Origin of the sequence: uncultured Kriegella sp. (genome assembly GCF_963975415.1) — a bacterium.
GTDB lineage: Bacteria > Bacteroidota > Bacteroidia > Flavobacteriales > Flavobacteriaceae > Kriegella.
The window spans coordinates 413533-439531 of the sequence record NZ_CAXBGN010000003.1 but is presented as its reverse complement, the minus strand read 5'-3'; the positions used below and the strand labels follow the sequence as shown (position 1 = coordinate 439531).

General features: G+C 39.5%; 24 protein-coding genes. 15 read left to right on the top strand and 9 right to left on the bottom strand.

The window, feature by feature from the left end; translation table 11 throughout:
- Positions 1-52: 52 nt before the first annotated feature.
- Genes AACZ88_RS08630 through ruvX form a run of 3 tightly spaced genes read right to left on the bottom strand, consistent with a single transcriptional unit; the run spans position 53 to position 1532 of the window.
- A complete protein-coding gene (locus AACZ88_RS08630) occupies positions 53-469 on the bottom strand; it encodes a DUF5606 domain-containing protein (protein WP_339708952.1) in 417 nt (138 codons plus the stop codon).
- 57 nt (positions 470-526) lie between these two features.
- Entirely contained in the window at positions 527-1117 is a 591-nt protein-coding gene (gene def, locus AACZ88_RS08625) for a peptide deformylase (protein ID WP_339708950.1), read from the bottom strand.
- Position 1118: 1 nt separating this feature from the next.
- Positions 1119-1532, bottom strand: coding sequence for a Holliday junction resolvase RuvX (ruvX, locus tag AACZ88_RS08620; RefSeq protein ID WP_339708948.1), 414 nt, complete (start codon positions 1530-1532; stop codon positions 1119-1121).
- Between the two features lie 104 nt (positions 1533-1636).
- Here ruvX and AACZ88_RS08615 point away from each other — a divergent pair, with 104 nt between their 5' ends.
- From AACZ88_RS08615 to AACZ88_RS08605, 3 genes are all read left to right on the top strand, one after another.
- Positions 1637-2452, top strand: coding sequence for a 2,3,4,5-tetrahydropyridine-2,6-dicarboxylate N-succinyltransferase (locus AACZ88_RS08615; RefSeq protein WP_339708946.1), 816 nt, complete (start codon positions 1637-1639; stop codon positions 2450-2452).
- Between the two features lie 110 nt (positions 2453-2562).
- On the top strand, positions 2563-3429 hold the full coding sequence (locus tag AACZ88_RS08610) for a carboxypeptidase-like regulatory domain-containing protein (RefSeq protein WP_339708944.1): 867 nt from the start codon (positions 2563-2565) through the stop codon (positions 3427-3429).
- A 207-nt stretch (positions 3430-3636) separates the two neighbouring features.
- Positions 3637-4431: a glycosyltransferase family 2 protein gene (locus tag AACZ88_RS08605; protein WP_339708942.1), complete on the top strand. Its 795-nt coding sequence runs from the start codon at positions 3637-3639 to the stop codon at positions 4429-4431.
- On the opposite strand, the gene AACZ88_RS08600 is transcribed toward AACZ88_RS08605, so the two are convergent.
- Positions 4413-5231: a glycosyltransferase family 2 protein gene (locus tag AACZ88_RS08600; protein ID WP_339708941.1), complete on the bottom strand. Its 819-nt coding sequence runs from the start codon at positions 5229-5231 to the stop codon at positions 4413-4415. The genes AACZ88_RS08605 and AACZ88_RS08600 overlap by 19 nt on opposite strands.
- Before the next feature lie 102 nt (positions 5232-5333).
- Between AACZ88_RS08600 and AACZ88_RS08595 the strand changes: the two genes are divergently transcribed.
- The 6 genes from AACZ88_RS08595 to AACZ88_RS08570 all read left to right on the top strand — a co-directional run bounded on the left by AACZ88_RS08595 (position 5334) and on the right by AACZ88_RS08570 (position 11302).
- Positions 5334-6197, top strand: coding sequence for an ATP-grasp fold amidoligase family protein (locus tag AACZ88_RS08595; RefSeq protein ID WP_339708939.1), 864 nt, complete (start codon positions 5334-5336; stop codon positions 6195-6197).
- Between the two features lie 90 nt (positions 6198-6287).
- Entirely contained in the window at positions 6288-6848 is a 561-nt protein-coding gene (locus AACZ88_RS08590; protein WP_339708937.1) for an L-threonylcarbamoyladenylate synthase, read from the top strand.
- An 83-nt stretch (positions 6849-6931) separates the two neighbouring features.
- Positions 6932-8356: an HD domain-containing protein gene (locus tag AACZ88_RS08585; protein ID WP_339708935.1), complete on the top strand. Its 1425-nt coding sequence runs from the start codon at positions 6932-6934 to the stop codon at positions 8354-8356.
- Between the two features lie 246 nt (positions 8357-8602).
- A complete protein-coding gene (locus tag AACZ88_RS08580; protein WP_339708933.1) occupies positions 8603-9634 on the top strand; it encodes a COX15/CtaA family protein in 1032 nt (343 codons plus the stop codon).
- A gap of 28 nt (positions 9635-9662) precedes the next feature.
- Entirely contained in the window at positions 9663-10157 is a 495-nt protein-coding gene (locus AACZ88_RS08575; protein ID WP_339708931.1) for a hypothetical protein, read from the top strand.
- An 86-nt stretch (positions 10158-10243) separates the two neighbouring features.
- Positions 10244-11302: a nucleoid-associated protein gene (locus AACZ88_RS08570; RefSeq protein WP_339708929.1), complete on the top strand. Its 1059-nt coding sequence runs from the start codon at positions 10244-10246 to the stop codon at positions 11300-11302.
- An 83-nt stretch (positions 11303-11385) separates the two neighbouring features.
- Here the strand turns inward: AACZ88_RS08570 and AACZ88_RS08565 are convergent, their stop codons facing one another.
- Complete coding sequence (locus AACZ88_RS08565; RefSeq protein WP_339708927.1) at positions 11386-12468, bottom strand: hypothetical protein; 1083 nt, start codon at positions 12466-12468, stop codon at positions 11386-11388.
- 244 nt (positions 12469-12712) lie between these two features.
- On the opposite strand from AACZ88_RS08565, the gene AACZ88_RS08560 reads away from it, so the two are divergent.
- The 5 genes from AACZ88_RS08560 (at position 12713) to uvrB (ending at position 21726) form a co-directional block, all read left to right on the top strand.
- Positions 12713-15088: a DUF11 domain-containing protein gene (locus tag AACZ88_RS08560; RefSeq protein ID WP_339708925.1), complete on the top strand. Its 2376-nt coding sequence runs from the start codon at positions 12713-12715 to the stop codon at positions 15086-15088.
- An 86-nt stretch (positions 15089-15174) separates the two neighbouring features.
- A complete protein-coding gene (locus tag AACZ88_RS08555) occupies positions 15175-16077 on the top strand; it encodes an ATP-binding cassette domain-containing protein (protein ID WP_339708923.1) in 903 nt (300 codons plus the stop codon).
- Between the two features lie 8 nt (positions 16078-16085).
- Positions 16086-16925 carry an ABC transporter permease gene (locus tag AACZ88_RS08550; RefSeq protein ID WP_339708921.1) on the top strand — a complete coding sequence of 280 codons (840 nt, stop codon included), beginning with the start codon at positions 16086-16088 and terminating at the stop codon, positions 16923-16925.
- A gap of 28 nt (positions 16926-16953) precedes the next feature.
- The gene (locus AACZ88_RS08545) at positions 16954-19671 is read left to right on the top strand and encodes a T9SS type B sorting domain-containing protein (RefSeq protein ID WP_339708919.1); all 2718 of its coding nucleotides are present in this window, start codon (positions 16954-16956) and stop codon (positions 19669-19671) included.
- 60 nt (positions 19672-19731) lie between these two features.
- A complete protein-coding gene (gene uvrB / locus AACZ88_RS08540) occupies positions 19732-21726 on the top strand; it encodes an excinuclease ABC subunit UvrB (protein WP_339708917.1) in 1995 nt (664 codons plus the stop codon).
- Between the two features lie 301 nt (positions 21727-22027).
- Here uvrB and AACZ88_RS08535 read toward each other — a convergent pair whose 3' ends face one another.
- Complete coding sequence (locus AACZ88_RS08535; protein ID WP_339708915.1) at positions 22028-22453, bottom strand: Hsp20/alpha crystallin family protein; 426 nt, start codon at positions 22451-22453, stop codon at positions 22028-22030.
- A gap of 282 nt (positions 22454-22735) precedes the next feature.
- On the opposite strand from AACZ88_RS08535, the gene AACZ88_RS08530 reads away from it, so the two are divergent.
- Positions 22736-23098: a DUF1456 family protein gene (locus AACZ88_RS08530; RefSeq protein WP_339708913.1), complete on the top strand. Its 363-nt coding sequence runs from the start codon at positions 22736-22738 to the stop codon at positions 23096-23098.
- Between the two features lie 40 nt (positions 23099-23138).
- Here AACZ88_RS08530 and AACZ88_RS08525 read toward each other — a convergent pair whose 3' ends face one another.
- The 3 genes from AACZ88_RS08525 to AACZ88_RS08515 form a co-directional block, all read right to left on the bottom strand.
- Positions 23139-23477, bottom strand: a complete 339-nt coding sequence (locus tag AACZ88_RS08525) for a hypothetical protein (RefSeq protein WP_339708911.1) — start codon at positions 23475-23477, stop codon at positions 23139-23141.
- A gap of 330 nt (positions 23478-23807) precedes the next feature.
- Positions 23808-25001, bottom strand: coding sequence for an ADP-forming succinate--CoA ligase subunit beta (gene sucC, locus AACZ88_RS08520; RefSeq protein ID WP_339708909.1), 1194 nt, complete (start codon positions 24999-25001; stop codon positions 23808-23810).
- 205 nt (positions 25002-25206) lie between these two features.
- A complete protein-coding gene (locus tag AACZ88_RS08515; protein ID WP_339708907.1) occupies positions 25207-25845 on the bottom strand; it encodes an LON peptidase substrate-binding domain-containing protein in 639 nt (212 codons plus the stop codon).
- Positions 25846-25999: the final 154 nt, after the last annotated feature.

The following is a 25999-nucleotide window of genomic DNA, read 5'->3' as shown; positions in this document are numbered from 1 at the left end:
GTGCCCAGCCCAGTGAAAGCAAAAAAAAAAAAAAAATGAGAACAGGGCAATTTTATTCTTCCTCGGAAGAATCTTCCTTCTCAGAAAAATCAGTAATGCCGTTGTCATGAAGTAAGTTATACCATTGTATAACCTTTTTTATGTCACTGGCATAAACACGATCTTCATCGTAATCAGGGAGCACCTCGAAGAAATATTCTTCCAATTTTAGTTTCTCCTCCTTATGTCCCACGGCAGTTTTGGCTCCCTTTTCCTTTACTTGTATTCTCAAGAACACTTCTCGTAATGGCAATTCTTGCTCTAGTGTATAGATGGCAATCTCAGAAAGCACGCTAACATTACTTCGCAAACCAACCGTAATTCGTTTACCATCGAGCAACGATTCTGCAACAAATCCAGTTCGTGTTTGGGTTACTAATTTGTAAAGGCCAGGTTTACCGGCAATAGATAAAATTTTGTCTAAACTCATTTAAAATCTTTATTTCAGGGCGCAAATATTAAATTTTTCCTGTAATTAAATTAAATTTTAACGTCCTTTTTTAAGGTTTGGAAAACGCATTCGATACTCTACTTTGACATTACCCTTAGAAATATTGGCAAGACGATTTTTTAATAACCGCCTTTTTAACGATGACAACTTATCGGTAAACAAGACTCCTTCGATATGATCGTACTCATGTTGAATTACACGGGCCAAAAGTCCATCGTAGGTTTCAGTATGTCTTTCAAATTTTTCATCGACATAGGTAATGTTGATCGTGTCTTTTCTATTCACGTCTTCCCTTACATCGGGTATACTCAGGCAACCTTCGTTAAAAGCCCATTCGGCCCCTGTTTCTTCCTCTATTTGGGCATTAATAAAAACCTTTCTAAAACCTTTTAATGCTTTTTGCTCTTCAGCGGAGAGCTCATCATCATCGGCAAAGGGTGTCGTATCGACAACAAACAACCGTATGGGCTGCCCTATCTGAGGAGCAGCAATACCGACCCCATGGGCATTATACATGGTCTCCCACATATTGTTTATTAATTCTTCTAAATTTGGATGACTCTTTTCAATAGCCTTGGCCATTTTTCGTAAAACGGGGTCACCGTATGCAACAATTGGTAATATCATGTTAACTCATTCTAGTTAAGTACGCTTGCAAAATCAAAGTCGCGCTAATTTCATCGACCAAAGCTTTGTCTCTCCGCTGTTTTTTTTTCAGTCCACCGTCGAGCATACTTTGAAATGCCATTTTAGAGGTAAAACGCTCATCTTGCCGATCTATGGGAATATCAGGAAATGCTTTGACCAGCCGTTTTAAAAAGGGCTGGATCAGCGCCTCAGATTCTGAGGGAGTACTGTCCATTTGTTTGGGCTCACCGATAATAATGCGTTCTACTGTTTCTGTTTTAATATAATTTTGTAAAAAAGGCAGCAGTTCATGTGTGGTGACAGTGGTAAGTCCGGAAGCAATTAATTGCAACTCATCGGTAACTGCAACCCCCGTTCTTTTTTTTCCATAGTCTAAAGCCAGTATTCTACCCAATCCTAAATTTTTGGCAAAAATAACCATAAAATGTTATACGTGTAAAAAGAAATATGAATTCCGACCCTACCCGTGTATATTTGTCAAAATTAATAGTACAAAAAATGAATGAATTAAAGAACACCATAGAAAAGGCCTGGGAGAACAGGGAATTGTTAAAAGAAACGGCTACTCAAGATGCCATTCGTCAAGTTGTTGATTTATTGGATGCCGGTAAACTTCGTTGTGCAGAACCTACCGCCGATGGTTGGCAGATCAATGAATGGGTAAAAAAGGGTGTGGTGCTCTACTTTCCTATCCAGAAAATGGAAACCCTGGAGGCGGGAATTTTTGAATACCATGATAAAATTCCATTAAAAAAAGGATATAAAGAGAAAGGCATACGGGTAGTGCCCCATGCCGTAGCACGACATGGCGCTTATATTTCCGCCGGCACGATTTTAATGCCTAGTTATGTCAATATCGGTGCATACGTCGATGAAGGCACTATGGTTGATACTTGGGCCACGGTAGGCAGCTGTGCCCAGATTGGCAAAAATGTACATTTGAGTGGCGGTGTAGGTATTGGAGGCGTATTGGAACCCTTGCAGGCTGCCCCGGTAATTATAGAAGATAATGCTTTTATCGGTTCGCGATGTATTGTGGTCGAGGGTGTTCGCGTAGAAAAGGAAGCTGTGCTTGGAGCCAATGTCGTACTAACGGCCTCGACTAAAATTATAGATGTCACCGGAGACGAACCTGTTGAACGCAAGGGATTGGTTCCCGCCCGCTCGGTAGTGATTCCCGGGAGTTATACTAAAAAATTCCCTGCCGGGGAGTTTCAAGTTCCTTGTGCTTTGATTATAGGAACACGAAAGGAAAGTACCAACAAAAAAACATCATTGAACGATGCGCTTCGTGAGTATGACGTAGCCGTATAACTATTGATTTACGCAGAGTAAACAAAAAGAGCATTGGGCTGACCAGAAGAACAACATGCTTCGGGTACAGCCCATTTTCATAAAAACGTAGATCAAACAATCGCAATTAGATGAAATTTGTATTCTTCTGTGTTTTCTTGGCAAATTCTCTATGTTATCCTCAGCATAAAAATATAGAAGGAGTAGTAAAAAGTTATGAAAATGATGCACCGCTACCCTATGTTAATATCGGAATTGCGCACAAGGCAATTGGAACCGTTTCCGATAAAAATGGTTTTTTCAGTCTTTCTTTAAACGATAATGCAACCCAAAAAGATTCAGTTACCTTCTCTTACGTAGGCTTCCGAACAAAAAAGTATGCAACATCGGAATTAAACAATAAACACAATATCATCTTACTTCATCCAGAAAGCGTTGAATTGAACGAGGTTGTTGTTAGTTCCACAAAAATTAAACGGAAACCAAAAAAAATAGGGCGCTCTTCTAAAGGTCTTGGCCTAACCCATATGAACTTTTATAGCTACAACGAAAAAGATGTTGACGATAGATTGAGTAAAGAGGTAGGTATGAAATTCAAAATAAAAAGCAGTTGTCATATTAAAGACCTGAACTTTAAAATAACATCAAACGATTTTACTTCCTTAAAGTTCAGATTAAATTTCTATAAAATCATTGACGGACTTCCTTCTAATCTGCTCATAAACAAAAATGTTGTTTTTGAAGTAAAGAATAATTTCATAGGATGGTTCAAAGTAAATTTAGAACCTCATGAAATCTATTTAGAGGACAAGACCGAAGCGATTGCAGTATCCATACAATGGCTTGAAAGTGTCAAAGAGAATAATAGAAGTAAATATTTCGCTATCTCAACGGCTGCCTCGCCATTGCATACAGCTTATTACAGGGAAAAAACAATGGACACTTGGTCAAAAAGCGGACAAAGCTTAAGTTTTTACTTAAATGCCTTATGCGAATAAAAAAGCAATTTTAAAATTTAATAAAAAAACACCCAACCATTTTTAAGTTTTTGCATCTCAGGTAAAGACAGTGTATAATTGCCGTCATCGTTATAATGCACAAATTTTAATTCTTAAAAAATTTGTAGGATTTCACTTGTTATAAACAATTTTTTCTACATTTTTTTGTTATACTTTTGTATTAATTAAAAATTGCTTTGTTAGCCCATGCATACTTCGTCAGAAAAAATATCCGCAGTCATCATTACGTTCAACGAAATGGGTTACATACAAAACTGTATTGAATCGGTTGAATTTGCTGATGAAATTATCGTTGTAGATTCGTACAGCACTGACGGTACTTTTGAATTTTTACAAACCCATCCTAAGGTAAAAGTCATTCAAAACCCTTTCGAAAACTTCACTTCACAGAAGTCATTCGCATTAAAGCAGGCCACCAATGATTGGGTATTGTTCTTAGATGCCGATGAAGTAGTACCCGATGGCCTTCGTGAAGAAATAAAGGCAACACTTGACAACGGCACAGACATCGCTGCCTATTGGTTTTATAGAAAATTTATGTTCAAAAATGATTTGTTACGCTTCAGCGGCTGGCAAACAGACAAAAACTATAGGCTTTTCAGAAAGAGCAAAGCTAAATTCTCAGATAAAAAAATAGTTCATGAAACTTTAGATGTTAATGGTGAGTCAGGTATCATGCAAGAAAAACTCATTCATTATTGCTATAAAGATTACACCGATTATAGAGCAAAAATGCTCAAATACGGAAGACTAAAAGCAAAAGAAGATTTTTATAAGGAGCGAAAATTCAATTACCTTTTCATGCTAATAAAGCCCACATGGAAATTCTTTAATCATTATTTTCTAAGGTTGGGAATCCTGGATGGGAAAAAAGGAATGATCATTTGTCATTTAAACGCCCTGAGTGACTTAGAACGCTATCGTGAACTTAAAAAATTGGAAAAAAAGAACGAATTGGCTTACTATTTACTGATGCCATAGTAGGTCCAGACCGACCGACTTTTTTTCGTTTCTTTTCGAATAGCCATATTTTTCTCAATAGATTCCGGTGTTTTATATCCCCTTTTATGATCTAAGTGAACACAAACTGCACTATACCGCAATTGTTTTGACTTAATACCAAAGTTGAACAAGCGTTCGCCCAATTCACGATCCTGCCCCCCGTATTGCATTCTTTCATCAAAACCGTTTACGTTCAATATATCTTTTTTCCATCCTGAGGAATTATGTCCGTTCCAACTTGCATTGGTCGGGGTAAACGTGTTAAAAAATTTTGATATGAAGCCTCTGGCGGTCAGCTTGTTATTTTTAAATGTCTTAGGAATGCCCATACTCCTCAACCATTGGATATTAAAACAATTTTGTTGATCAATATCTGACAAATTAATAGCTTTCGAGATATTCATAGGCAGCATATAATATCCTCCCGATATAAAATAGCCGATTTCCTTGTTTATATAATGTACTTCTACAAAATCTTCCCGCGGAATACAATCACCATCGGTCATAATAATATAGGAAGCATTGCAGGCAACTACAGCTTTGTTAAGAATACGTGATTTTTGAAACCCCTCGTCTTCTTGCCAAACATGTACAATCGGATAAGAAACCTCTTTGCTATATTTTTCGATTACCTCCTTGGTTTTGGGCCCAGATCCATCATCGGCAATGACAACTTCAAAATTTTTGAAAGTTTGACAATTAAACCCCCAAAGCACCTTCTTTAACCACTCTTCAGAATTATAGGTACTTACAATAACAGATATTTTAGGAATCTCCATAGTCGGACAAAAATATAAAAGTCTTATTGTATATCTTTGCTTTCCTCTCAATTTTTATGGGCAACTATGCTGAAAAAAATAATTTATGGGCTTCTTAAAAAAATGAAGTTCCTTCCTGCCGATTTTTATTTGAAAATATATTACGAATATTATGTCGGAAAAAAGTTGGATTTGGAAAATCCCATCGAATTCAATCAAAAAATTCAGTGGTTGAAGGCCTACTACAGACCCCCCATTCTTACACAGTTGGTAGATAAATACGAAGTTCGCAAATATGTTGAAGAAGTTGTCGGGGCAAAATATCTCAATGAACTTATCAAGGTTTATGACCGTAGTAGTGCGGTTAATTTTGATGAACTGCCCGAACAATTTGTAATCAAAGCCGTTCATGGTTACCATTTTAACCTCATTGTCGAAGATAAATCTAAACTGAATAGAACAAAGGCCAGATTCCTATTTAAAAAATGGATGTCTAAAAACCAATATTCCCGAGGAGGTCAAGAATGGGCTTATAAAAATGTCAAACCCCGATTGATCGCTGAAAAATACTTGTCGGAAATGGGGAAGGCCGCCATAAATGACTATAAATTTTTCTGCTTTTCGGGGAGTCCTACGTTTGTTCAAGTAGATTTAGATAGAACTACGGGACATGTACGTAGTTACTATAGTAGTGATTGGCAGAAATTAGACTTTGCAACCATAGGTATCAAACCATTTTCCGGAGAACTCGAGAAACCAAAAAACTACGATGAAATGTTAGAGGTCGCCACCAAACTGGCAGGAAAATTTCCTTTTGTACGCGTAGATCTATACAATATCGATGGTGCTATTTTATTTGGCGAAATGACGTTCTACCCCACCGATGGGCGTATGGATTTCATTCCCGATAGTTACAATACCACAATAGGTAATTACATGACCCTACCCAAGGTGCCGGACGGGCAAAAGTATATTACCGATATTTAAGATTTGTTCTCTCGAACTTTTTTGATAATATAGTATCCATCCGTCAGACAATACCCAACAACTTTTTTTAACAATTAAATACTCTTAAAATTGACTAAAGAAATTCAAAAATGTATTGAAATACTCGAAAAAGGTGGCCTTATTCTCTACCCTACCGACACGGTTTGGGGCATTGGCTGTGATGCCACCAATAGTCAAGCAGTACAAAAAGTATATGACCTAAAACAAAGAAAAGACAGTAAAGCGCTCATCTGTTTGGTTGCCAACGATTTTATGCTAGAAAAACACGTGGATCACGTTCCAGATTTGGCTTACGATATCATGGACCTTGCCACAAAACCAACAACCATTATTTATGACAAGCCCAAAGGTGTCGCCAAAAATTTGATCGCTTCAGATAATAGCCTTGCCATTCGTGTAGCCTCCGATAAATTCTGCCGCTACCTCATCAATAAATTTAAAAAGCCTCTCGTATCGACATCTGCCAATAAATCGGGCTTACCAACGCCTATGACCTTCGGCGAAATAGGCGCTGATATTTTAAAAGGAGTAGACTATGTAGTAAGTTTGCACCAAAATGACCAAAACGGAAAACCTTCGTCGATCATCAAATTAGGAAATGACGGCACAGTCAAAGTAATCCGCGAATAAATTAATTGAAACAGGCACTTATACCCCTATAATCTGGGCTTAAAGGTAGCCAAGGGCACAGCTCTCGCCACATAATCTGAATAATGCCACAAAAAAATTACAAACAAGCAATTGAAGACCCTGTTTTCTCAATAATTACAGAAGCTTCCGAAAATCTTCAAGTACAGTGTTATGTCATCGGTGGTTTCGTTCGTGATTTCCTGCTGGAAAGGGGAAATCCAAAAGACATTGACATAGTGGCCATCGGAAGTGGTATTGAACTAGCGCGAAAAGTGGCATCAAAATTACCCGGAAAGCCTAAGGTTTCTATATTTAAAAATTTTGGTACGGCCATGATAAAGCATGGGGATCTTGAAATTGAATTTGTAGGTGCCCGTAAAGAAAGTTATCACCGCGATAGCAGAAAGCCGGTTGTGGAAGACGGTACTTTAGAAGATGACCAAAACCGAAGGGATTTCACCATAAACGCTTTAGCCCTTTCCCTCAATTCTTCAAATTTAGGAGATTTGCTCGACCCTTTTGATGGCATTGGCGATTTAGAACAAAAAATGATACGAACCCCTTTGGCGCCGGGTGTCACCTATTCCGATGACCCGTTACGAATGATGCGGGCCATACGTTTTGCTTCCCAATTGAATTTTACGATACAATTAGAATCGCTTCAGGCGATAACGGAGAATAAAGAACGTATCAAAATTGTTAGCAAGGAACGTATTGTCGAGGAATTGCATAAAATTATTGCAAGCAAAAAGCCATCCAAGGGATTTGCCCTGCTTCACAAAACAGAACTGCTTCCCATTATCTTACCTGAACTCACGGCACTTGAAGGCATAGAAGAGATTGAAGGCCAACGACACAAAGATAATTTTTGGCATACACTAGAAGTTGTAGATAATATTTCAAAAACAACCGATAACCTTTGGTTGCGTTGGGCAGCTTTGCTACATGATATTGGTAAGGCACCGACAAAAAAGTTCCATAAAAAAAACGGTTGGACGTTTCATGGGCATGAATTCGTAGGTTCTAAAATGGTCTATAAATTGTTCAAACGGTTGCGCCTACCTCTAAACGACAAAATGAAGTTCGTTCAAAAAATGGTATTATTGAGTTCTCGGCCCATTGTGCTTTCAGAAGACTTTGTGACCGATTCGGCTGTTCGCCGTTTGGTTTTTGATGCAGGCGATAATGTAGATGATCTTATGACACTTTGCGAAGCTGACATCACCACAAAAAATCCAAGAAAACAAAAAAAGTATACCAACAATTTTAAATTGGTAAGAAAGAAAATTGAAGAGGTCGAAGCACGTGACCATGTACGCAACTTTCAGCCTCCGGTAAGTGGAGAAGAAATTATGGCTACTTTCAATTTATCCCCTTCTAAAGAAATTGGCATCATCAAAGATGCTATTAAAGAAGCGATTCTTAATGGCGAAATTCCTAATGAACCCGATGCTGCGAGGGTCTATATGCTCAAACTTGGAAAGGGAATGGGGCTGACACCTACCTAAAAATTCTTACCTCACTGATTTCCAATAAAAAAACCACCCACTTTTATATCATTTGCCAACATGAATTTTCGCTTAAACCAGTACATTGCCAGAGCTGCATTGCATTGCACATCTTCCACTAAAGATCGAAGTTTAGCGTCATTCAAGAAAAACGAACTTTTATTCAGAAGAAGCGAAGTATAACCATCCCTTTCTTTTTAATATTCCTCAAGTAGGGTTACTTTTGTATTGCAGATATACCGCCCTATGTTCACGTTTAGAAAAATAGCAAAAGTTTCACTGATACTCGTGTATTTGGTCATTGTAGCCGGTGCGGTAGTACGCATGACCGGCAGCGGCATGGGATGCCCCGATTGGCCAAAGTGTTTCGGCCATTATATTCCCCCAACCGACATTTCCGAATTAGAGTGGCATCCTAATATTTCAATAAAAAAAGGACAAGTCATCATCGTCGATGAGACGCTTCAGGTTGCCCGGGCCAGTTTTAAAACGTCGACTACGTATAACCCAACAAATTGGGAACAATATACCAAACATGATTATGCCATTTTTAACCCGACCCATACTTGGATCGAATACATCAATCGTCTTTTTGGCGCCTTGGCAGGGCTAGCCACTTTTGTTTTGGCCCTTTACTCCTCAAAATTTTGGAAAACCCATAAAAAAATAACCGTACTTTCCTGGTTGGTGGTTTTTGCGATGGGGTTTCAAGGTTGGCTGGGCGCAACCGTAGTCTATTCAGTTTTAGAACCTGTCAAAATAACCATACACATGGTAATGGCCTTGATTATTGTTGCCATGGTGTTGCACCTAATTTTTATTTCAAAGGGTACAAAGTCGCCTTTTATATATGACCCCACTCTTGGTAAATGGGTGATTTTTGCATTGTGTTTGACCTTGGTTCAAATAATATTGGGTACCCAAGTGCGCCAGTTCATCGATGAGCAAATAGATCTTTTGGGCCCTGGTACAAATGATTTATGGCTTCACAACCCCGATTTGATGTTCTACTTACATCGTTCAGTCTCGATAGTTGTTGTAGGGCTCAATTTATTTCTGGGTTATCGGATCTATTCACTTAAACTTGGTTTCACAAAAATCAATTGGGTATTGTTACTGATTGTGGCAGAAATAATTACCGGCATGGTCATGTTTTACGCAGACTTTCCTTTTTCAAGTCAATCACTACACTTGGTAATGGCGTCCTTACTTTTTGGCGTTCAGTATTATTTAGTTTTAGAAGTGGTTTATGCTAAAACAAGTCATAAAACTTTGTAACTTTGCATTCGCTAAAAATGGAAGGGGAATGATCTATAAAATCAGGGTTATTTTAGATGCTGAAGAAGATATCTTTAGAGATATCGAGATTGATGCTGCATATTCTTTGGAAGAATTTCACAATGCAATTACCCAGTCCTTCGGATTTGATGGTAATGAAATGGCATCTTTTTACACCTGTGACGCAGATTGGAACCAAGATGAAGAAATCGCTCTTTTTGATATGAACGAAGGCGGTTCGGATGTGCGTTTGATGAATGAAAGTTTCTTGGAGGATGTTCTGACGCGGCATACTCCCAAACTCATATATGTCTATGACTTTTTGAGTATGTGGACGTTTTTTGTCGAATTGGCCGATATCGTAGAAAAAGAGGACGGAAGGTCATACCCAAATGTACTATTTAGTTTTGGCGAATTGCCAGAATTTCCGCCAGAAAAGAATTTCGAGGCCGAAAAAACAGTTGATTTGGATAACAGCTTTGAAAATTACGATGATTTTGATTTCGACGAGAATTGGAACTGACCTTCCACAACTCCATTTCAAAAAAAACATTACATCCAAAGAAAGAAGATTTCCCCATCCTTGGTAATTAAAACGGAACATACACTATGATCAATCTTTATGCTACCCAAATCGAAAGCCTTTCACTGCATCGCGTAGGCAACAAAAATAAAGGTGAAGGTATATTTTTATCGGCCGAACCCTTTCGTTTAAACGATGAAACCTCAGGATTACTTAAAGAGTATTTTTTTAAGCCGTTTCGGGAGAAAGAAGAAAACTATTTCCGTTTGGCAAATGAAGTCGACGTCGAATTCAACGAGATTCATAAAATTGTCTCCGAAGCATTTGCCGACCCTTCTAGTATTCACGCCAATTCGCAGAAGATTGCCACACACTTGTTCGAGCAGTCGAACCACCCACACATCAAAAGTGGTGAAGTATATGTTGCCTATTTGAGCGGGGCGCTTTTAGACAATGAAAAAGTTGATGCCATAGGGGTTTTTAAAAGCGAGCTAAAACATGATTTCTTTCAATTTGAGGAGAAAGGAAGCAATCTTGACATCGTAATTCAACAAGGCATCAATATCAACAAATTAGACAAGGGTTGTCTTATATTCAATATAAACAAAGAAGAGGGTTATAAGGTGCTCTCAGTTGACAGCAACCGCTACGATGCGAAATATTGGATTGAAAATTTCTTGGGGGCCGATGCCCTTACCGATGAAAATTTTTATACCAAAAGCTACCTAAAATTCTGCCAGAACTTTGCAAAAGACGTGGTTTTACCTGCTGAAGACAAGCAGCAAGAAGTGCTGTTTATGAACCGGGCCGTAAATCATTTTGCAAAAAACGACGCTTTCGAAGAAAGCAGCTTTTTGAACGAGGTGATGGAAAACCCAGAACTTATACCTGAATTCAAAAATTACAAAGTAGACAAAGGGCCCAAATATAGTATTGAAGACGTTTCCAATTTTGATATCGCCAATAAAGCGGTTTCCGACGCTCGGAAAAAAATGAAAAACGTAATCAATTTAGACACCCATATTCAAATTAAAATGGATTTTATCAATCCTGAATCTGCCCAAAAATTTGTTGAAAAAGGATGGGACGAAGAACGACAGATGTACTATTATCTCGTCTATTTCAATAAGGAAGAGAAAAGTTGACCAACAAATGGACAGTAATAAATGGGTTAGAAGCTATATACTTCTAACCCTTTTTGCTTCTTGGGCACATCACAAATTGCTTTTTAGATTCTAATTTTTTTCTCTAAAATCTGTTTCATACTTACATCTTGGTAATTCCTTTTCACAAAATCGAGGGCCAAATTAAGCACTTGCCCCATGGTTTTACATTTTTTAAAATCCATATCCAAGGTAAGCTCATAAATCTCGGCCTTTAATCGTTTAATATTTTCGGGTAGTGAAATATCATCGACCTTGGCAGAATTGAGCAGGCGTTTGATCCGATTTCCCGAACTAATAATGCGTTTTGCCACTATCGACCGCTCTTCGATTTTATATTGGTCTACCGAATCATTCTGCAATTTATTCCGTACCAATTCGACCATAATGAAATTTTCTTTAAAAAACTGAGGACGATACACCTTTAATTTCCCTTCAAAACATTGCTGATCAAAGTCTATGGCCCGTATGCGGTACACGACATGGTCAAAATCGTGAACTGGCACAATAACATAATTGTAAGACCTCATATCTCCCAACAAACGAATCATACACCGTTCATTGAATTTTACGAATTCTTTGGCCAATTGCGACTTTTCAGACTCGGTACAATTCGGCAACATGTCTTTTATAAAAACGTCTCCCGGGATTCCCGCAATATGCTCTTCGATAAGGGTATCTTTGCATACCAAAAAATTAAGGTTATAGGGTGACAACATGTGCTCGAGCTCTAAACCGTAAATACGGGAGGCATCTGTTTTCTTGACATAAAAATAGGTGAAGTTGTCGTTCAGAACATTTCGTACGCGAATGCGAAACGGTTTCGAATTTCCAAAAGTGCAATAATCCACGGCATCCACGTTCAGATACTGAAAAATACGATCACTACCATCAGAATGCAAAATGGAATATACTTTTTTCAAGCTCAAATCTATCTCTTGCCTTTCAGAATCGGAATAATATACCCTCACCCATAACGTATCTTCTTCATCAGCATCATAAACCACGACCGACCCGGCAAATCGTAATAAATCTTCATAAAAAATGGGGATCTCAATTTTACGGTTATAGTTATCCAGGTAAGCGTCTAACTTCGAGCTCACGGGATACGTTGGCTTCTTCTTCGACATTAATCGCTCTTCTGACATATTGGGATAGTTTCTAGCAAAATAGCCATTTCTATCTAAAAAAAGACTGATTTTAAACTTAATTTTTCCCAAAAAAACCACAGAAAAATGAGCTTTGGCAACATTTTTTTTTGCTGTTGATGATATATCTTTTCATTTGCGCCCAATTGACATCTATAATTGAGCGATTGTGTTGCGAACCCCCCAAATCAGATACCTTTTAGTCATATTTTTATTTGCTTTCAGTCACTCGGTATTCGCTCAATTGAGCGATTTACACTATCTGCCGCCTCTTAAACAAGGGGGCAATAACCAAGCTATCAGAGAACAGGCGGTTTATTTGTCAACTCCTGAAACAGGGACATTTAACGTAAATGTATACCAAGGTACAAACCCTGCGGCCATTGCGACCCTGTCGTTATCAAATGCTACACCTGTAACCTACTATTTGGCAAATGGCGATAATGAAATTACATTGGTAACAAATGCCAACACTGGAATAGTACTTACCGGTAGTGGCTTACGTTTTGAATCTACAGGAGGAGAAAAGTTTTATGTAAATTACCGGGGAAGCTCCAATTCACAATCAACATCACTCACCAGTAAAGGCAGGCAAGCAATGGGAACCTTATTCAAATGGGGAGGTATCCCAAATAGGGCCTCCCAAAACAGTTTGACCAATACGGTCGGTATTATGGCTACCGAAGATAATACCGTGGTAGACATATATGGGTATGATCCCAATTGCGAATTTAGACTGCAAAACAATGCCGGAGGTATTACGGCGAACACCTACCAAGTAACCTTGGATGCCAATGAAACTTTTGTAATGGAAGCGTACGTCAAACAAACAACTGCCAATGTAGACGGGTGGTTAGGGGCTACCATACAATCTACTAAAAATATAGTCATTAGTAATGGTGGACTCAACATTGGCGTAAGAACGGGCAATGGCAGTAGAGATGCTGCCATAGACCAGCCCGTACCCCAAAATAGAATTGGAAAAGAATATGTTTTTATTCGGGGCAACGGGGTCAGTGACACCGAAAAACCCATTATTATAGGCACCCAGAACAACACTGCTATTTTTGTAAACGGCTCGACCACGCCGATTGCCACAATAAACAATGGTGACTACTTTGAGATTCCTGAAAGCAATTATTCAAGTTCATCGGCCGGGGGAAACATGTTTGTAACAACCTCTAAAGATGCCTACGCCTATCAACTATTGGCCGGGGGTAGCTCGATAGTGACCGTGGGACTCAATTTCGTTGCCCCCGTTAACTGTCTTTTGCCCGATAACCTAAATAACATTCCAGATATTCAAAATGCTGCCGGAATCACTATGAACGGTGGTGTCACCATCATTGCCTCTACTTCCACCCCCGATGCCAATATTAGTGTAACCGATGGTAACGGTTCAGTAACCTTGCCCTCGGCAACGCCCGTAACGGGTTCGCCTGATTGGAAGACATTTTATGTTGCCGGTCTAACGGGAAACGTCTCTGTTCAATCAACTGGGCCCATTGCGGTCGGTTTTTTAGGATTCAATGGCGCTCGCGGTATTGCCGGTTATTTCTCAGGCTTTGATACCGTTCCCGCAGTTGACTTGCAAGTTAACGGAGGTGGTTGCCTTCCCGGTTCTATTATACAGGTCGTAGATGCCAACTTTGATGCCTATCAATGGTATCAAAACGGTACTATTGTACCCGGTGCAATTTTTTCAAGTTACACGCCCAATGAGGCAGGCGATTACTTCGTACGGGTTACAAAAGGCGGATGTACCTATGATTCACAACCCATTGCCGCCTATTATTGTTTACCGGATATTGTTGTTAAAAAAACCGCCGATAAGAATACGATTTTAGAAGGTGACATAGTAACGTTTACGATTACCGTTGAAAGTTTGGGCGTAAACGATGTGACCAACCTCAAAATAACGGATAATATTCCTGCTGGACTGACACTTTTATCAGCCAGTCCAAGTGTAGGTGCTTGGAGCGCTCCCATTTGGGATATTGGAACAATGACCCAAGGACAGTTGGTCTCGATTATTCTAGAGGTACAGGCCGATGAGCTTTTATATAATACAACGATAAGCTCGTACACCAATTCCGTAACAAATTCCCAAAACCAAATCGACAGCAATACCACTGCGGATGATCTTTCAGAAACAGTGAACATCACTAACAACGAAGTTACTTTGACAAAAAAAGTGGTCCCTTCGCCTGATGGTTCCTATGATGCTTTAGGCGAAGTAATGACCTATGAATTGGTTGTTACCAATGAAGGGCCGAATACACTTACTAACATCTCGGTAAACGACCCTATTGCCGATTCGGGCAGCATAACTCCTGCCAATATAGCCAGTCTTGCTCCTGGAGGTACTACAACAGTGCTTTTACAACATACTATTTCCTCCTCCGACATAAGTGCTTTTCAAGTTACGAATTCGGCAACCGTTAATGCCTTATTGCCCAATGGTTTCGAAATTAGCGATACCTCTGACGACCCCACCAATAGCACTAACTCCGATAACAATGGCGATGGTGAACCAGACGATGCGACCATTACCCTTCTCGAAAATCCAAGAACAATTATTACCAACAGAAGAATAACCATTAGGGTCAAAAAACATTAATTTAACAAGCCTGTTCCTCTTTTATTTCCCATTAATTGTAACAAACACAAAAGTAGTTCGTCACATTATCATAAAATATACTGCTTTTGAAAACCATACTAACCGTAAACAACCTCACCAAAAAATTTGGAATGTTAACGGCCGTTAAAAATTTATCCTTTACCATTGAAAAAGGAAACGTTTACGGCATTTTAGGACCTAACGGCAGTGGCAAGTCTACGACGCTAGGTATAGTGCTCAACGTCGTTAATAGAACCCAAGGTGATTTTAGTTGGTTCGACGGGCACACCTCAACACATGAAGCACTAAAAAAGGTCGGGGCCATTATTGAGCGTCCTAATTTTTATCCGTATATGACTGCAGAGCAGAACCTAAAACTGGTATGCAAAATTAAGGATGTGTCTCAAGAAAATATTGACAAAAAACTAGAACTCGTAGGCTTATTAGATCGTAAGAAGAGTAAATTCAAAACCTATTCTTTGGGAATGAAACAACGTTTGGCTATTGCTTCGGCACTGCTCAACGATCCTGAAATTTTAATTCTTGATGAACCCACCAATGGGTTGGACCCACAAGGAATTCACCAAATACGGGAAATCATCAAAACTGTAGCTTCCCAGGGCACAACTATTCTATTGGCGTCACATTTATTGGATGAAGTAGAAAAAGTCTGCAGCCATGTCGTTATTCTTAGAAAAGGCGAAAAACTGTATGCCGGTTCTGTTGATGGAATGTTGGCCAGTCACGGCTTTTTTGAACTACGGTCTACCCAAACCGCGGCACTACTTTCCTTTTTAGAGAACAATACCAGTTTCGGGGAAATTAAAAAGGAAAACGGACTAATCACCGCCTTCCTTACCGAAGCTTTGGATGCCGATGCACTCAACAAAATGTTATTTGAAAAAGGAATAATTCTTTCCCAATTGGTAAAAAGAAAAGAAAGTCTAGAAGAACAGTTTCTCACTTTGACTAAAAACCAGTCCAATTAATACTTGCTATGGCGCGTTTATTACAAATTGAATTCATTAAACTCTGGAACAATAGGTCAAGTAGAATATTGATATTTACTTATTTTCTACTTATTACTTCAATTGCTCTCGTATCGATGATCAAATTTGACTTTGGAGATATTCATTTCCAATTGGCAGATCAAGGCATCTTTAACTTCCCCTACATCTGGCACTTCAACACCTATTTTGTTGCATGGTTCAAACTCTTTTTGGCAATAGTCATCGTATCGATGATGGCCAATGAATATAGTAACAAGACCATTAAACAAAACCTTATTGATGGCTTGTCGAAAAAGGAGTTCGTGCTTTCCAAGTTTTTGACGGTCCTGGTTTTTGCATTGATTTCTACCATATTTATTTTTGTTGTCTCCTTAATTTTAGGATTGTTATATTCTGATTTCAACGAAGTTTCCATCATATTTTCCGATCTTGAATTTATTTTGGCCTTTTTCTTAAAGCTTACAGCGTTCTTCTCCTTTTGTCTTTTTCTCGGTGTTCTGGTAAAAAGGTCTGCCTTTGCCCTTGGCTTTCTTTTTATCTGGCAAATAATCGAAATAATTGCCATCGTAGTTTTGGAACAAAAAGTTTTTGGAACAAAAAATGGAATGGCCGACTGGGTGACCGGGTTCTTTCCACTAAGGTCAATGTATAATCTTATCGACGAACCGATTACACGGTTAAATGTTATAAAATCTGCTGCAAAACAACTCGGAGCAGATTTGGGAGCCAACTATCATGTACACTGGTATGAAATGCTCATCGTCATAGGCTGGACAGTAATCTTCATTTATTTATCTTACCTACTACTGAAAAAGCGTGATTTGTAGTATCTTGTTGTGATAGTTAGAACACTATATGAACAAAATTACCGCAATATTCTTTTTTGGCATGCTTTACCCTGCCCTAGTATTGGGTCAGGGAGAAACACGCAATTGGTATTTTGGCAGTGGCGCCGGCATTCAGTTCAATGTCGATGGCAGTGTTACCCCACTCGACGGGGGAAGATTGAATACGGTGGAAGGCTGTACGACCATTTCCGATGCACATGGCAATCTTCTATTCTACACCAATGGCATAAATGTATATAGGGCAGATCACGGGGTGATGCAAAATGGTACCGGACTGTATGGTGACACCTCAAGCTCGCAGTCGGCCATCATCGTACCGGACCCCGGAAACAATTTAGGCTATTATATATTCACGGTAGACACCAATGTGCAAAGAGACGATCCCGATAACGGATTCAATTACTCTTACGTTGATATGGCCTTGGATAATGGCCTTGGGGCCGTTACCCTCAAAAATCAAAACCTGCTTGAACGATGCTCCGAAAAAATATCGGCCGTGGTAAAAGACTGTGACGAAAATTCGTTCTGGGTAATTACCCTGGCTCCTTCAAGTTCTTATTCCGATACGTACAATACGTTTTACAGCTATGAGGTTGGCTTAGATGGAGTCGGCCCACCAGTCAGGAGCTCCATGGGCTTGAACATTACCGACAAAAGGGGATACTTAAAGTTATCGCCGAATGGCGAAAAACTAGCCTGCGCCAATGGCGAATCAGGTATGTTTCTTTTTGATTTCGATTCAGATACCGGCAGGGTCTCCAACCCACTCTCTCTTCAGCTAGATGCTACTAATTTTGCACCCTACGGCGTAGAATTCTCATCGAACAATCGCTTTTTATACGTTCACAGTAGCAATGACAATTTTGAAGGGCCACACTCTTCTTCGCTGCTTCAATACGATTTAGAAAACCCCAACCCCAACAGTAGTCGGAGGGTGTTGGATGAACGGGCCATTTTTCGGGGTGCCCTACAATTAGGGCCTAATGGTAAAATATATAGAGCACTCTCCCAAAGTTATCAATCGGGAACCAACTACTTGGGGGTCATAGACAATCCTGATGATCAAAATACGACATACACCCATGATGCCATTGACTTAGGAACAGGGAACTATGCCACCCAAGGGCTACCCCCATTCGTACAATCGTTTTTTGATAAAATCGATATCATAAGTGGAAACGGTACCAACAGCGGGTTTTTGCCCTTATGTGTAGGAGACAGTTATTCTTTGGAAGCCCCTGTTTTTTTGGATGGCACCTATTCTTGGTACAAAGACGATATACAATTATCAGAAAGTGGTCACCTTTTGGAAATCGACAATGCCGATGTCGAGGCCAGTGGCATGTACCGCGTAGAAATCGACAGGGCCGGTTTTGGCGGATGTGCCATTCAAGGGAAGGGCGAAGTTCTCGTCGAAGCCATTCCTGACCCTACCGACGGAGTTTTGATCCAATGCGATAGTGATGCCGACCCTAATGACGGAATCGCGATATTCAACTTATATCAAGCACTGGATGTACTCACAGGGCCTGAAACAGATTTTTCCCTTCTTTTTTATGAAAACCAACAAGATTTTGACAATGAAAGGCCAATTGCAAATCCTGAACACTACCAAAGTTCGGGAAACGGACAACAGCTTTGGGTACGGGCAATCAATAACGCAGGTTGTTTCGGCACTGCACTATTAGCATTGCAGACCACCCCTGTGACCGTTGTTCCTTCCGAAATCGGAAGTTTTTATGGATGTGATGAAGATGCTGAAGACAATAGACTCGCCGGCTTTCTCGACCTTGATTTCCTGGCGTTGAACTATACAGGGTTCACCGTATCATTTTATACGGATTTAAATGATTTAACTTTTGAAGTGAATGCCTTGACCGGTAGCGAACTATTGGATGATGGTACGACCATTTACGTAAGATTGGAAAATGATGGCCAATGTGCCGATATTGAGCTAATAACCCTGCGCATCGACCCCAAACCTGTAGTGAACATTCCCAGTGAAATACCAACATTATGCATCAACAACTCCTCGGTAGTACTAGAAGCTGAAGAAGGTTTCCAAGGATACGAATGGATTCGAATTAATGATAACGGAACGCACGAAGTAGTTGCCGATAGTCGTATCGCCAACCTGACCCAAGGGGGCGAGTATCTTTTACAAGTTACCCGAAGCTATACCGATACCAATGGCCTGCACAGTTGCTCGAACACCGCTAGCTTTACGATACCTGAATCCAACATTGCCATTTTTTCCCAAGAACCCGAGGTTTTAGATATTTCAGCGAACAACGTAGTTACCGTATTCGTTGAAGGGGAAGGCGATTATGAGTATGCATTGCACGATCAAAATGGCCCGTATCAAGACACCAATGTATTTCAAAATGTACCCGCAGGTTTCATCGAAGTTTTCGTTCGTGACAAAAATGGTTGCGGTATTACCAATACGACGGTTTCCGTAGTGGGTCACGATAAATTTTTTACACCGAACAATGATGGGGTCAACGACTTTTGGCAAATTAAGGGCATCGATAGCATGGTGCAAGCAGACTCTTTTATTACCATCTATGACCGTTACGGTACTTTGTTGGGCCACGTAAGTCCGACCACCAAGGGCTGGGATGGCAAACAAAATGGAAGACTACTACCTGCTTCCGACTATTGGTTTCGTGTGCAATTACAAGATGGCCGGGAGTTCAAAGGTCATTTTACGTTAAAACGATAAGACCATCACATTATTCTTCGAGCCCTATTCTAAACCATACTTCTTTTGTATTTTTAGCCTATGAAATTCAAAGTAGTATCCGCATTCAAACCCACAGGAGACCAACCCCAAGCGATTAAGCAATTGGTCGAAGGAATGGAAGCTGACGAGCGTTACCAGACCTTATTGGGGGTAACCGGTTCAGGAAAAACATTTACGGTTGCCAATGTCATTGAAAACGTTCAACGGCCTACCCTCGTTTTGGCGCACAACAAAACCTTGGCCGCGCAATTGTATTCTGAATTCAAACAGTTTTTTCCTGAAAATGCGGTAGAGTATTTTGTTTCGTACTATGATTACTATCAACCGGAAGCTTATATTCCTACATCGGGACTTTATATCGAAAAAGATCTTTCAATTAATGAGGATATTGAAAAATTGCGCTTAAGCGCTACCTCTTCTTTATTATCCGGTAGGCGTGATGTTCTGGTCGTCGCATCGGTATCTTGTCTTTATGGCATTGGAAACCCGGTAGAATTCCAAAAAAATGTGATTTCCATTCAAAAAGATCAGGTAATCGCACGAACCAAATTTTTACACCAATTGGTTCAAGGTCTCTACTCCCGAACCACGGCGGATTTTAGAAATGGAAATTTCAGGGTAAAGGGCGATGTTGTTGATGTATTCCCCAGTTACGCCGATCATGCTTTTCGTATTCATTTTTTTGGGGATGAAATAGAAGAAATCGAAGCATTTGATCCGTTTAACAATAACGTTCTAGAGGTTTATGATAACCTAAACATTTACCCTGCGAATATGTTTGTCACCTCTCAAGATGTATTACAAAATGCGATTCATCAAATTCAGGCAGACATGGTTGCCCAAGTAGAATATTTCAGGGAAATTGGCAAACCACTGGAAGCTAAACGTTTGGAAGAACGAACAAACTTCGACCTTGAAATGATACGCGAACTGGGCTATTGTTCAGGAATTGAAAACTACTCAAGGTATTTAGATGGTCGTGAACCGGGAACAAGGCCCTTTTGTCTGTTGGATTATTTTCCCGATGATTATTTAATGGTCGTCGATGAGAGCCATGTAACGATACCTCAGGTACATGCCATGTATGGTGGTGACCGCTCACGAAAAGAGAATTTGGTGGAATATGGCTTTCGTTTGCCTGCCGCTATGGATAACAGACCGCTAAAGTTCGAAGAATTCGAAGCGCTTCAAAATCAAGTGATCTACGTCAGTGCTACCCCTGCGGACTATGAATTGCAACTAAGCCAAGGCGTTTTTGTCGAACAGATAATTCGCCCCACTGGCCTATTAGACCCCATAATAGAAGTACGGCCCAGTTTAAATCAAATTGATGATCTGGTCGAGGAGATACAGCAACGCGTCGAAAAAGACGAACGTACGTTAGTCACCACCTTGACCAAGCGTATGGCTGAAGAACTGGCAAAATACCTGACTCGCATACAGGTACGCTGCAGGTATATTCATAGTGATGTAGATACTTTGGAACGTGTCGAAATTATGCAAGATTTACGAAAAGGTATTTTCGATGTACTTATCGGAGTCAATCTTTTGCGAGAAGGATTAGATCTACCGGAAGTTTCCCTAGTCGCCATTTTGGATGCGGACAAAGAAGGCTTCTTACGTAGTAATCGTTCATTGACCCAAACAGTTGGCCGTGCGGCCCGCCATTTAAATGGCAAGGCCCTAATGTATGCCGATAAAATCACGGACAGCATGCAAAAGACCATTGATGAAACAAACTATCGTCGAGAAAAACAGACGAACTACAATACAAAACATAATATTACGCCAACCGCATTGAACAAAAGTTTAGATAGTGTGTTGGCTAAGAATTCAGTTTCGACCTATCATTTCGAGAAAGAGGAATTACGTGCAGCAGAACCCGATTTGGAATATCTCACCAAAGACCAAGTTCAAAAATTGATACGGGAAAAAAGAAAGGAAATGGAGAAGGCCGCTAAGGATCTTGACTTTATGCAGGCGGCGAAATTAAGGGACCAAATTAAAGTGCTTCAAGAACAAGGGAAGGAATAATTTCAAGTTTTTCTACTTATTTCACTTAAAAAAGCGATAAATTAAATATTTAAACTTTTAATTAACTTTTTGCATCACAAAAAACTGGTGAACAGATAATTATATTTATTTTTAGATAAGACTAAAATTGAATTTCCTGTAGAAATCAAACACTTTTTTCTTTAAAATTCAAGATAACAAACACTAGGAGAAACACCAAAAAAAAGCGTTCCGATTTCTCGAAACGCTTTCTCAACTAACCAACCAAACCAATCATTATGAAGTTTACTTAAACGAATACCTTCACAGTTTTCTATGTCGGTTAAGACAATTCAATCATTCTTTTTGGCTTTGGAAGTGCCTCTTTCTTTTTAGGCAATACAAACTTCAAAAGTCCACTTTCATAATTCGCCTCTATCTTCTCGCCATCAATAGTTTTAGGCAAGGAAAAAGATCTTTTAAAAGAAGTGTATGTGAACTCCCTTCTTGTATAATTTTCTTCGGTGGCGTTTTCCTCAGATTTGACTTCTGCAGAAATGGTCAAAACATCCTTATCCACTTCAATAGCGAAATCTTCTTTTTTTCTTCCTGGCACCGCCAATTCCAATTCAAAATCTTTTTCGTTTTCCTTGATATTTACCGCAGGAACAACATGGTTAACGGTCTCCATTCCTCCAAACCAATCAGGTCTAAAAATTTCGTTCATCAATGATGGGAAAATCGCGTCATTTCTTTTTACTATACTCATGATATTATTTTTTTTAATAGTTAAACTTTGATTACACCCACTAAAAGACAATCTCTGTACCAAATAAAAACAACTGACTTTATGTCTTGTTTTAATAAAACAACACTGACAATTTGGCATTTATAGCTTTGGTTTGAATGAAAATCAGTCAACAGATAGCTGTTGTGACTGACATTTCCGTTCATATCGCTCATTCACACGGTTTCTCGTAAATATTCGAGACAAATTTCTACTAATTCAATTGACTATAGTTAATTTGCACCACCTAAAAAGATATCGAATATGACCAATAATGATGTTTTAAAGAAATTGAGAGTAGCCCTAAAGCTACGCGACGATGAAATCGTGGAAATATTGACCTTGGTAGATTTCAAAATATCAAAAAGTGAACTCGGGGCCTTTTTTAGAAAAGAAGATCATCCTAAATATATGGAGTGCGGCGACCAAATATTGCGTAACTTTTTGAACGGACTGGTCATCTACTTACGCGGCACCAAGGATAATCCGAAAAACCCAGGAGATGTTCTAATTAAGGCTCAAACAAGTACAATTCGCAGTAAAAAACCCGGCTTCAAGGAACAACAATTAAAGCGTATGGATAAGGATATTACTCCCGTCAAATACAAGAACAAAAAAAGGTCTTGAGTTTCAAGACCCTTTTTCATTAATTACGATAAACTGCTATTCAACCGCCCACTACACGAATCGGAATGATATATGTTTCACCCTCTTTATAACTTGATAAATCAACTTTCTTGTAATTCAGTTTTAACTTTATTGCATATTCCAAAGCCTCACTATCCGAATCAATCGTCAAAATTACTATTTCATGTTTTCGATTTACTATAAATCGCACATCTGCGGTCTGGTCCACTAATTCAACATCAAAGACGTTCTTTTTCAGAAGACTCCAAATTCTTGCCGTTAATTGTTTTGTTGGCTTTTCAGTTTCCGGGCCATTTGCCCTCATACTCCCCGTAACCAATAGCGCAGCCGCTATTAGCATCAAACTAATTTTTCTCATGACTTGTTGTTTTTCACCCCACCTTACCCTGATTCCTTAAGAAATTAGGAGGAAGAGGCTTGATTATTAATTGATTGATGATGACACTCTATCTAAATGACGGCTCTAAATTCGAAATGTTACACCAAAAAGTCCTATTAATGACTTTAAGCAACCAGAATCATAGTACAAGGGAATAAAAGTGGAAGCATTTTACCTAACAAGCAGCGTATATATTTTTTGAAAACAGAACCCAATCATTTAACCGACGGCTTGGCGCAGGGAAAAACTGGAGCAAAAAAAAGACCGTGCTTGCACACGGTCTTTTATCACTTATTATAGTAAAAAGCTTTAATTCAACACAGCCTTCACTTTGTCGGCAGCCTCTTGAAATTGTACTGCCGAATGTACGGCCAAACCTGAATTATCAATTATTTCTTTGGCAAGCTCTGCATTTGTACCCTGCAAACGAACTATGATGGGCACTTTAATGGCATCACCCATGTTTTTATAAGCGTCGACCACTCCTTGGGCCACACGATCACAACGAACGATTCCCCCAAAAATATTAATTAAAATTGCTTTTACGGCTGGATCTTTCAATATTATACGGAACGCCTCCTCTACCCTTTTGGCATCTGCTGTACCACCTACATCCAAAAAGTTGGCGGGCTCCCCACCTGCCATCTTAATCAAATCCATTGTAGCCATCGCCAGTCCGGCACCGTTTACCATGCATCCAACGTTGCCATCTAAATCGACGTAATTCAAGCCTACTGCCCGTGCCTCTACTTCTATGGCGTTCTCTTCTCTAAGGTCGCGCATTTCAGCATATTGCTTTCTTCTGAAAAGCGCATTATCATCAATAGAAACTTTGGCGTCGACAGCCATTATCTTATCATCGGAGGTCTTTAAAACCGGATTAATTTCGAACATGCTCGAATCACTTTCCGAATACGCTTTATATAATGCCGTGACAAATTTGGTCATTTCTTTAAAAGCCATTCCTGAAAGGCCTAGGTTAAAGGCTATTTTACGGGCTTGGAAAGGCAATAAACCAGTAGCAGGATCAATTTCTTCAGTATAAATTAAATGTGGGGTCTTTTCTGCCACTTCCTCAATATCCATTCCCCCTTCGGTAGAATACATAATCATATTACGACCTGTGCCACGGTTCAATAATACGGACATATAGAACTCACTGGTTTCACTATCCCCGGGGTAGTACACATCTTCGGCTACTAGAACTTGATGTACTTTTTTTCCTGCGGCGGAAGTCTGTGGGGTTACCAAGTTCATCCCGATAATCTGCCCGGAAATCTCTTCGACCTCCTTAAGGTTCTTGGCTAGCTTAACACCGCCACCTTTTCCACGTCCACCTGCATGCACCTGGGCCTTGATTACGTGCCAACCCGTTCCGGTTTCCTCGGTCAATTGTTTTGCGGCATCTACCGCTTCCTTTGGAGAATGCGCTACAATACCTCTTTGTATGCGCACACCAAAACTGGCTAAAATTTCTTTTCCTTGATACTCGTGAAGATTCATATTGTCTAAAGGTATTGGGTTCGAATGCAAAAATAGGAAACGAAACCGATTTACCCTAATGAAAAAATGGAAGGAATTTACAGAACATACAAGCTATCATATTTTAGCAGACAACTGTCTAAAGAAGCATAGAATTTTTCACATGAATCATCGATATTTTAATCCGTAAATACAGCTTATTCAGGTCGATATTTTAAACAAAGCACTACGATTTAAGCCCGTCAAAGTCGAGAGGGTCGAAGTTTTTAAAATGACCGTTCAATTCGATTGTCTTCTTGGTTCTATCTACTTCTTTAAGAACAGTTATAGTCGTCTGTAGATGTGTTCTCAAAAATTCGAGACGCTCACTTTCCTTAGCCATTTTCAAGAGCTCATATTCTTGGTCAAAAGAAAGTCCCATTTTATGGGCCAACACATAACTATGGAATTTTTCTAAGGGAACCGGGGTAAAAGGAACATCCATCAAATCATAAAGTTCCTCTATACCTTCTAAAACCTTTAATTTAGCCGACTCTTCACCATCATTTACGGTATCTAAAAAATTTACCGTTCCCCCAGCATAAAGCTTTCCTCCCAAATGGCTTTCAAACTCAACGATTTCAAACACCTGTCTGGCTACACAAACAACATCCATTTCACCATCTTCATACGTCGTGACGACTTCGACCAGCTGCACTTCGGTCCCGAACTCAATACGGTCGTTAATATACACCGGTATCCCAAACGTAATGGCCTCTTTCCTGCAATCGCTGATCAATTGCTTATAACGGTCCTCGAAAATATGCAACGGCACAGTTTCACCTGGAAAAAAGATAGACCGTAACGGAAAGAGAGGTATTTTCATGCTTTAATATTTTGTATAAAATTACGACTGCCAAAGCGCATTAGCAAATAAAGAATCAACACTATTTGTTACAAACATAACATTTTGTTGTATTATATATAGTTGTGATTGGTTTTTTTGTAGATACAAATGTAACATCTTAAATTTGTATCAA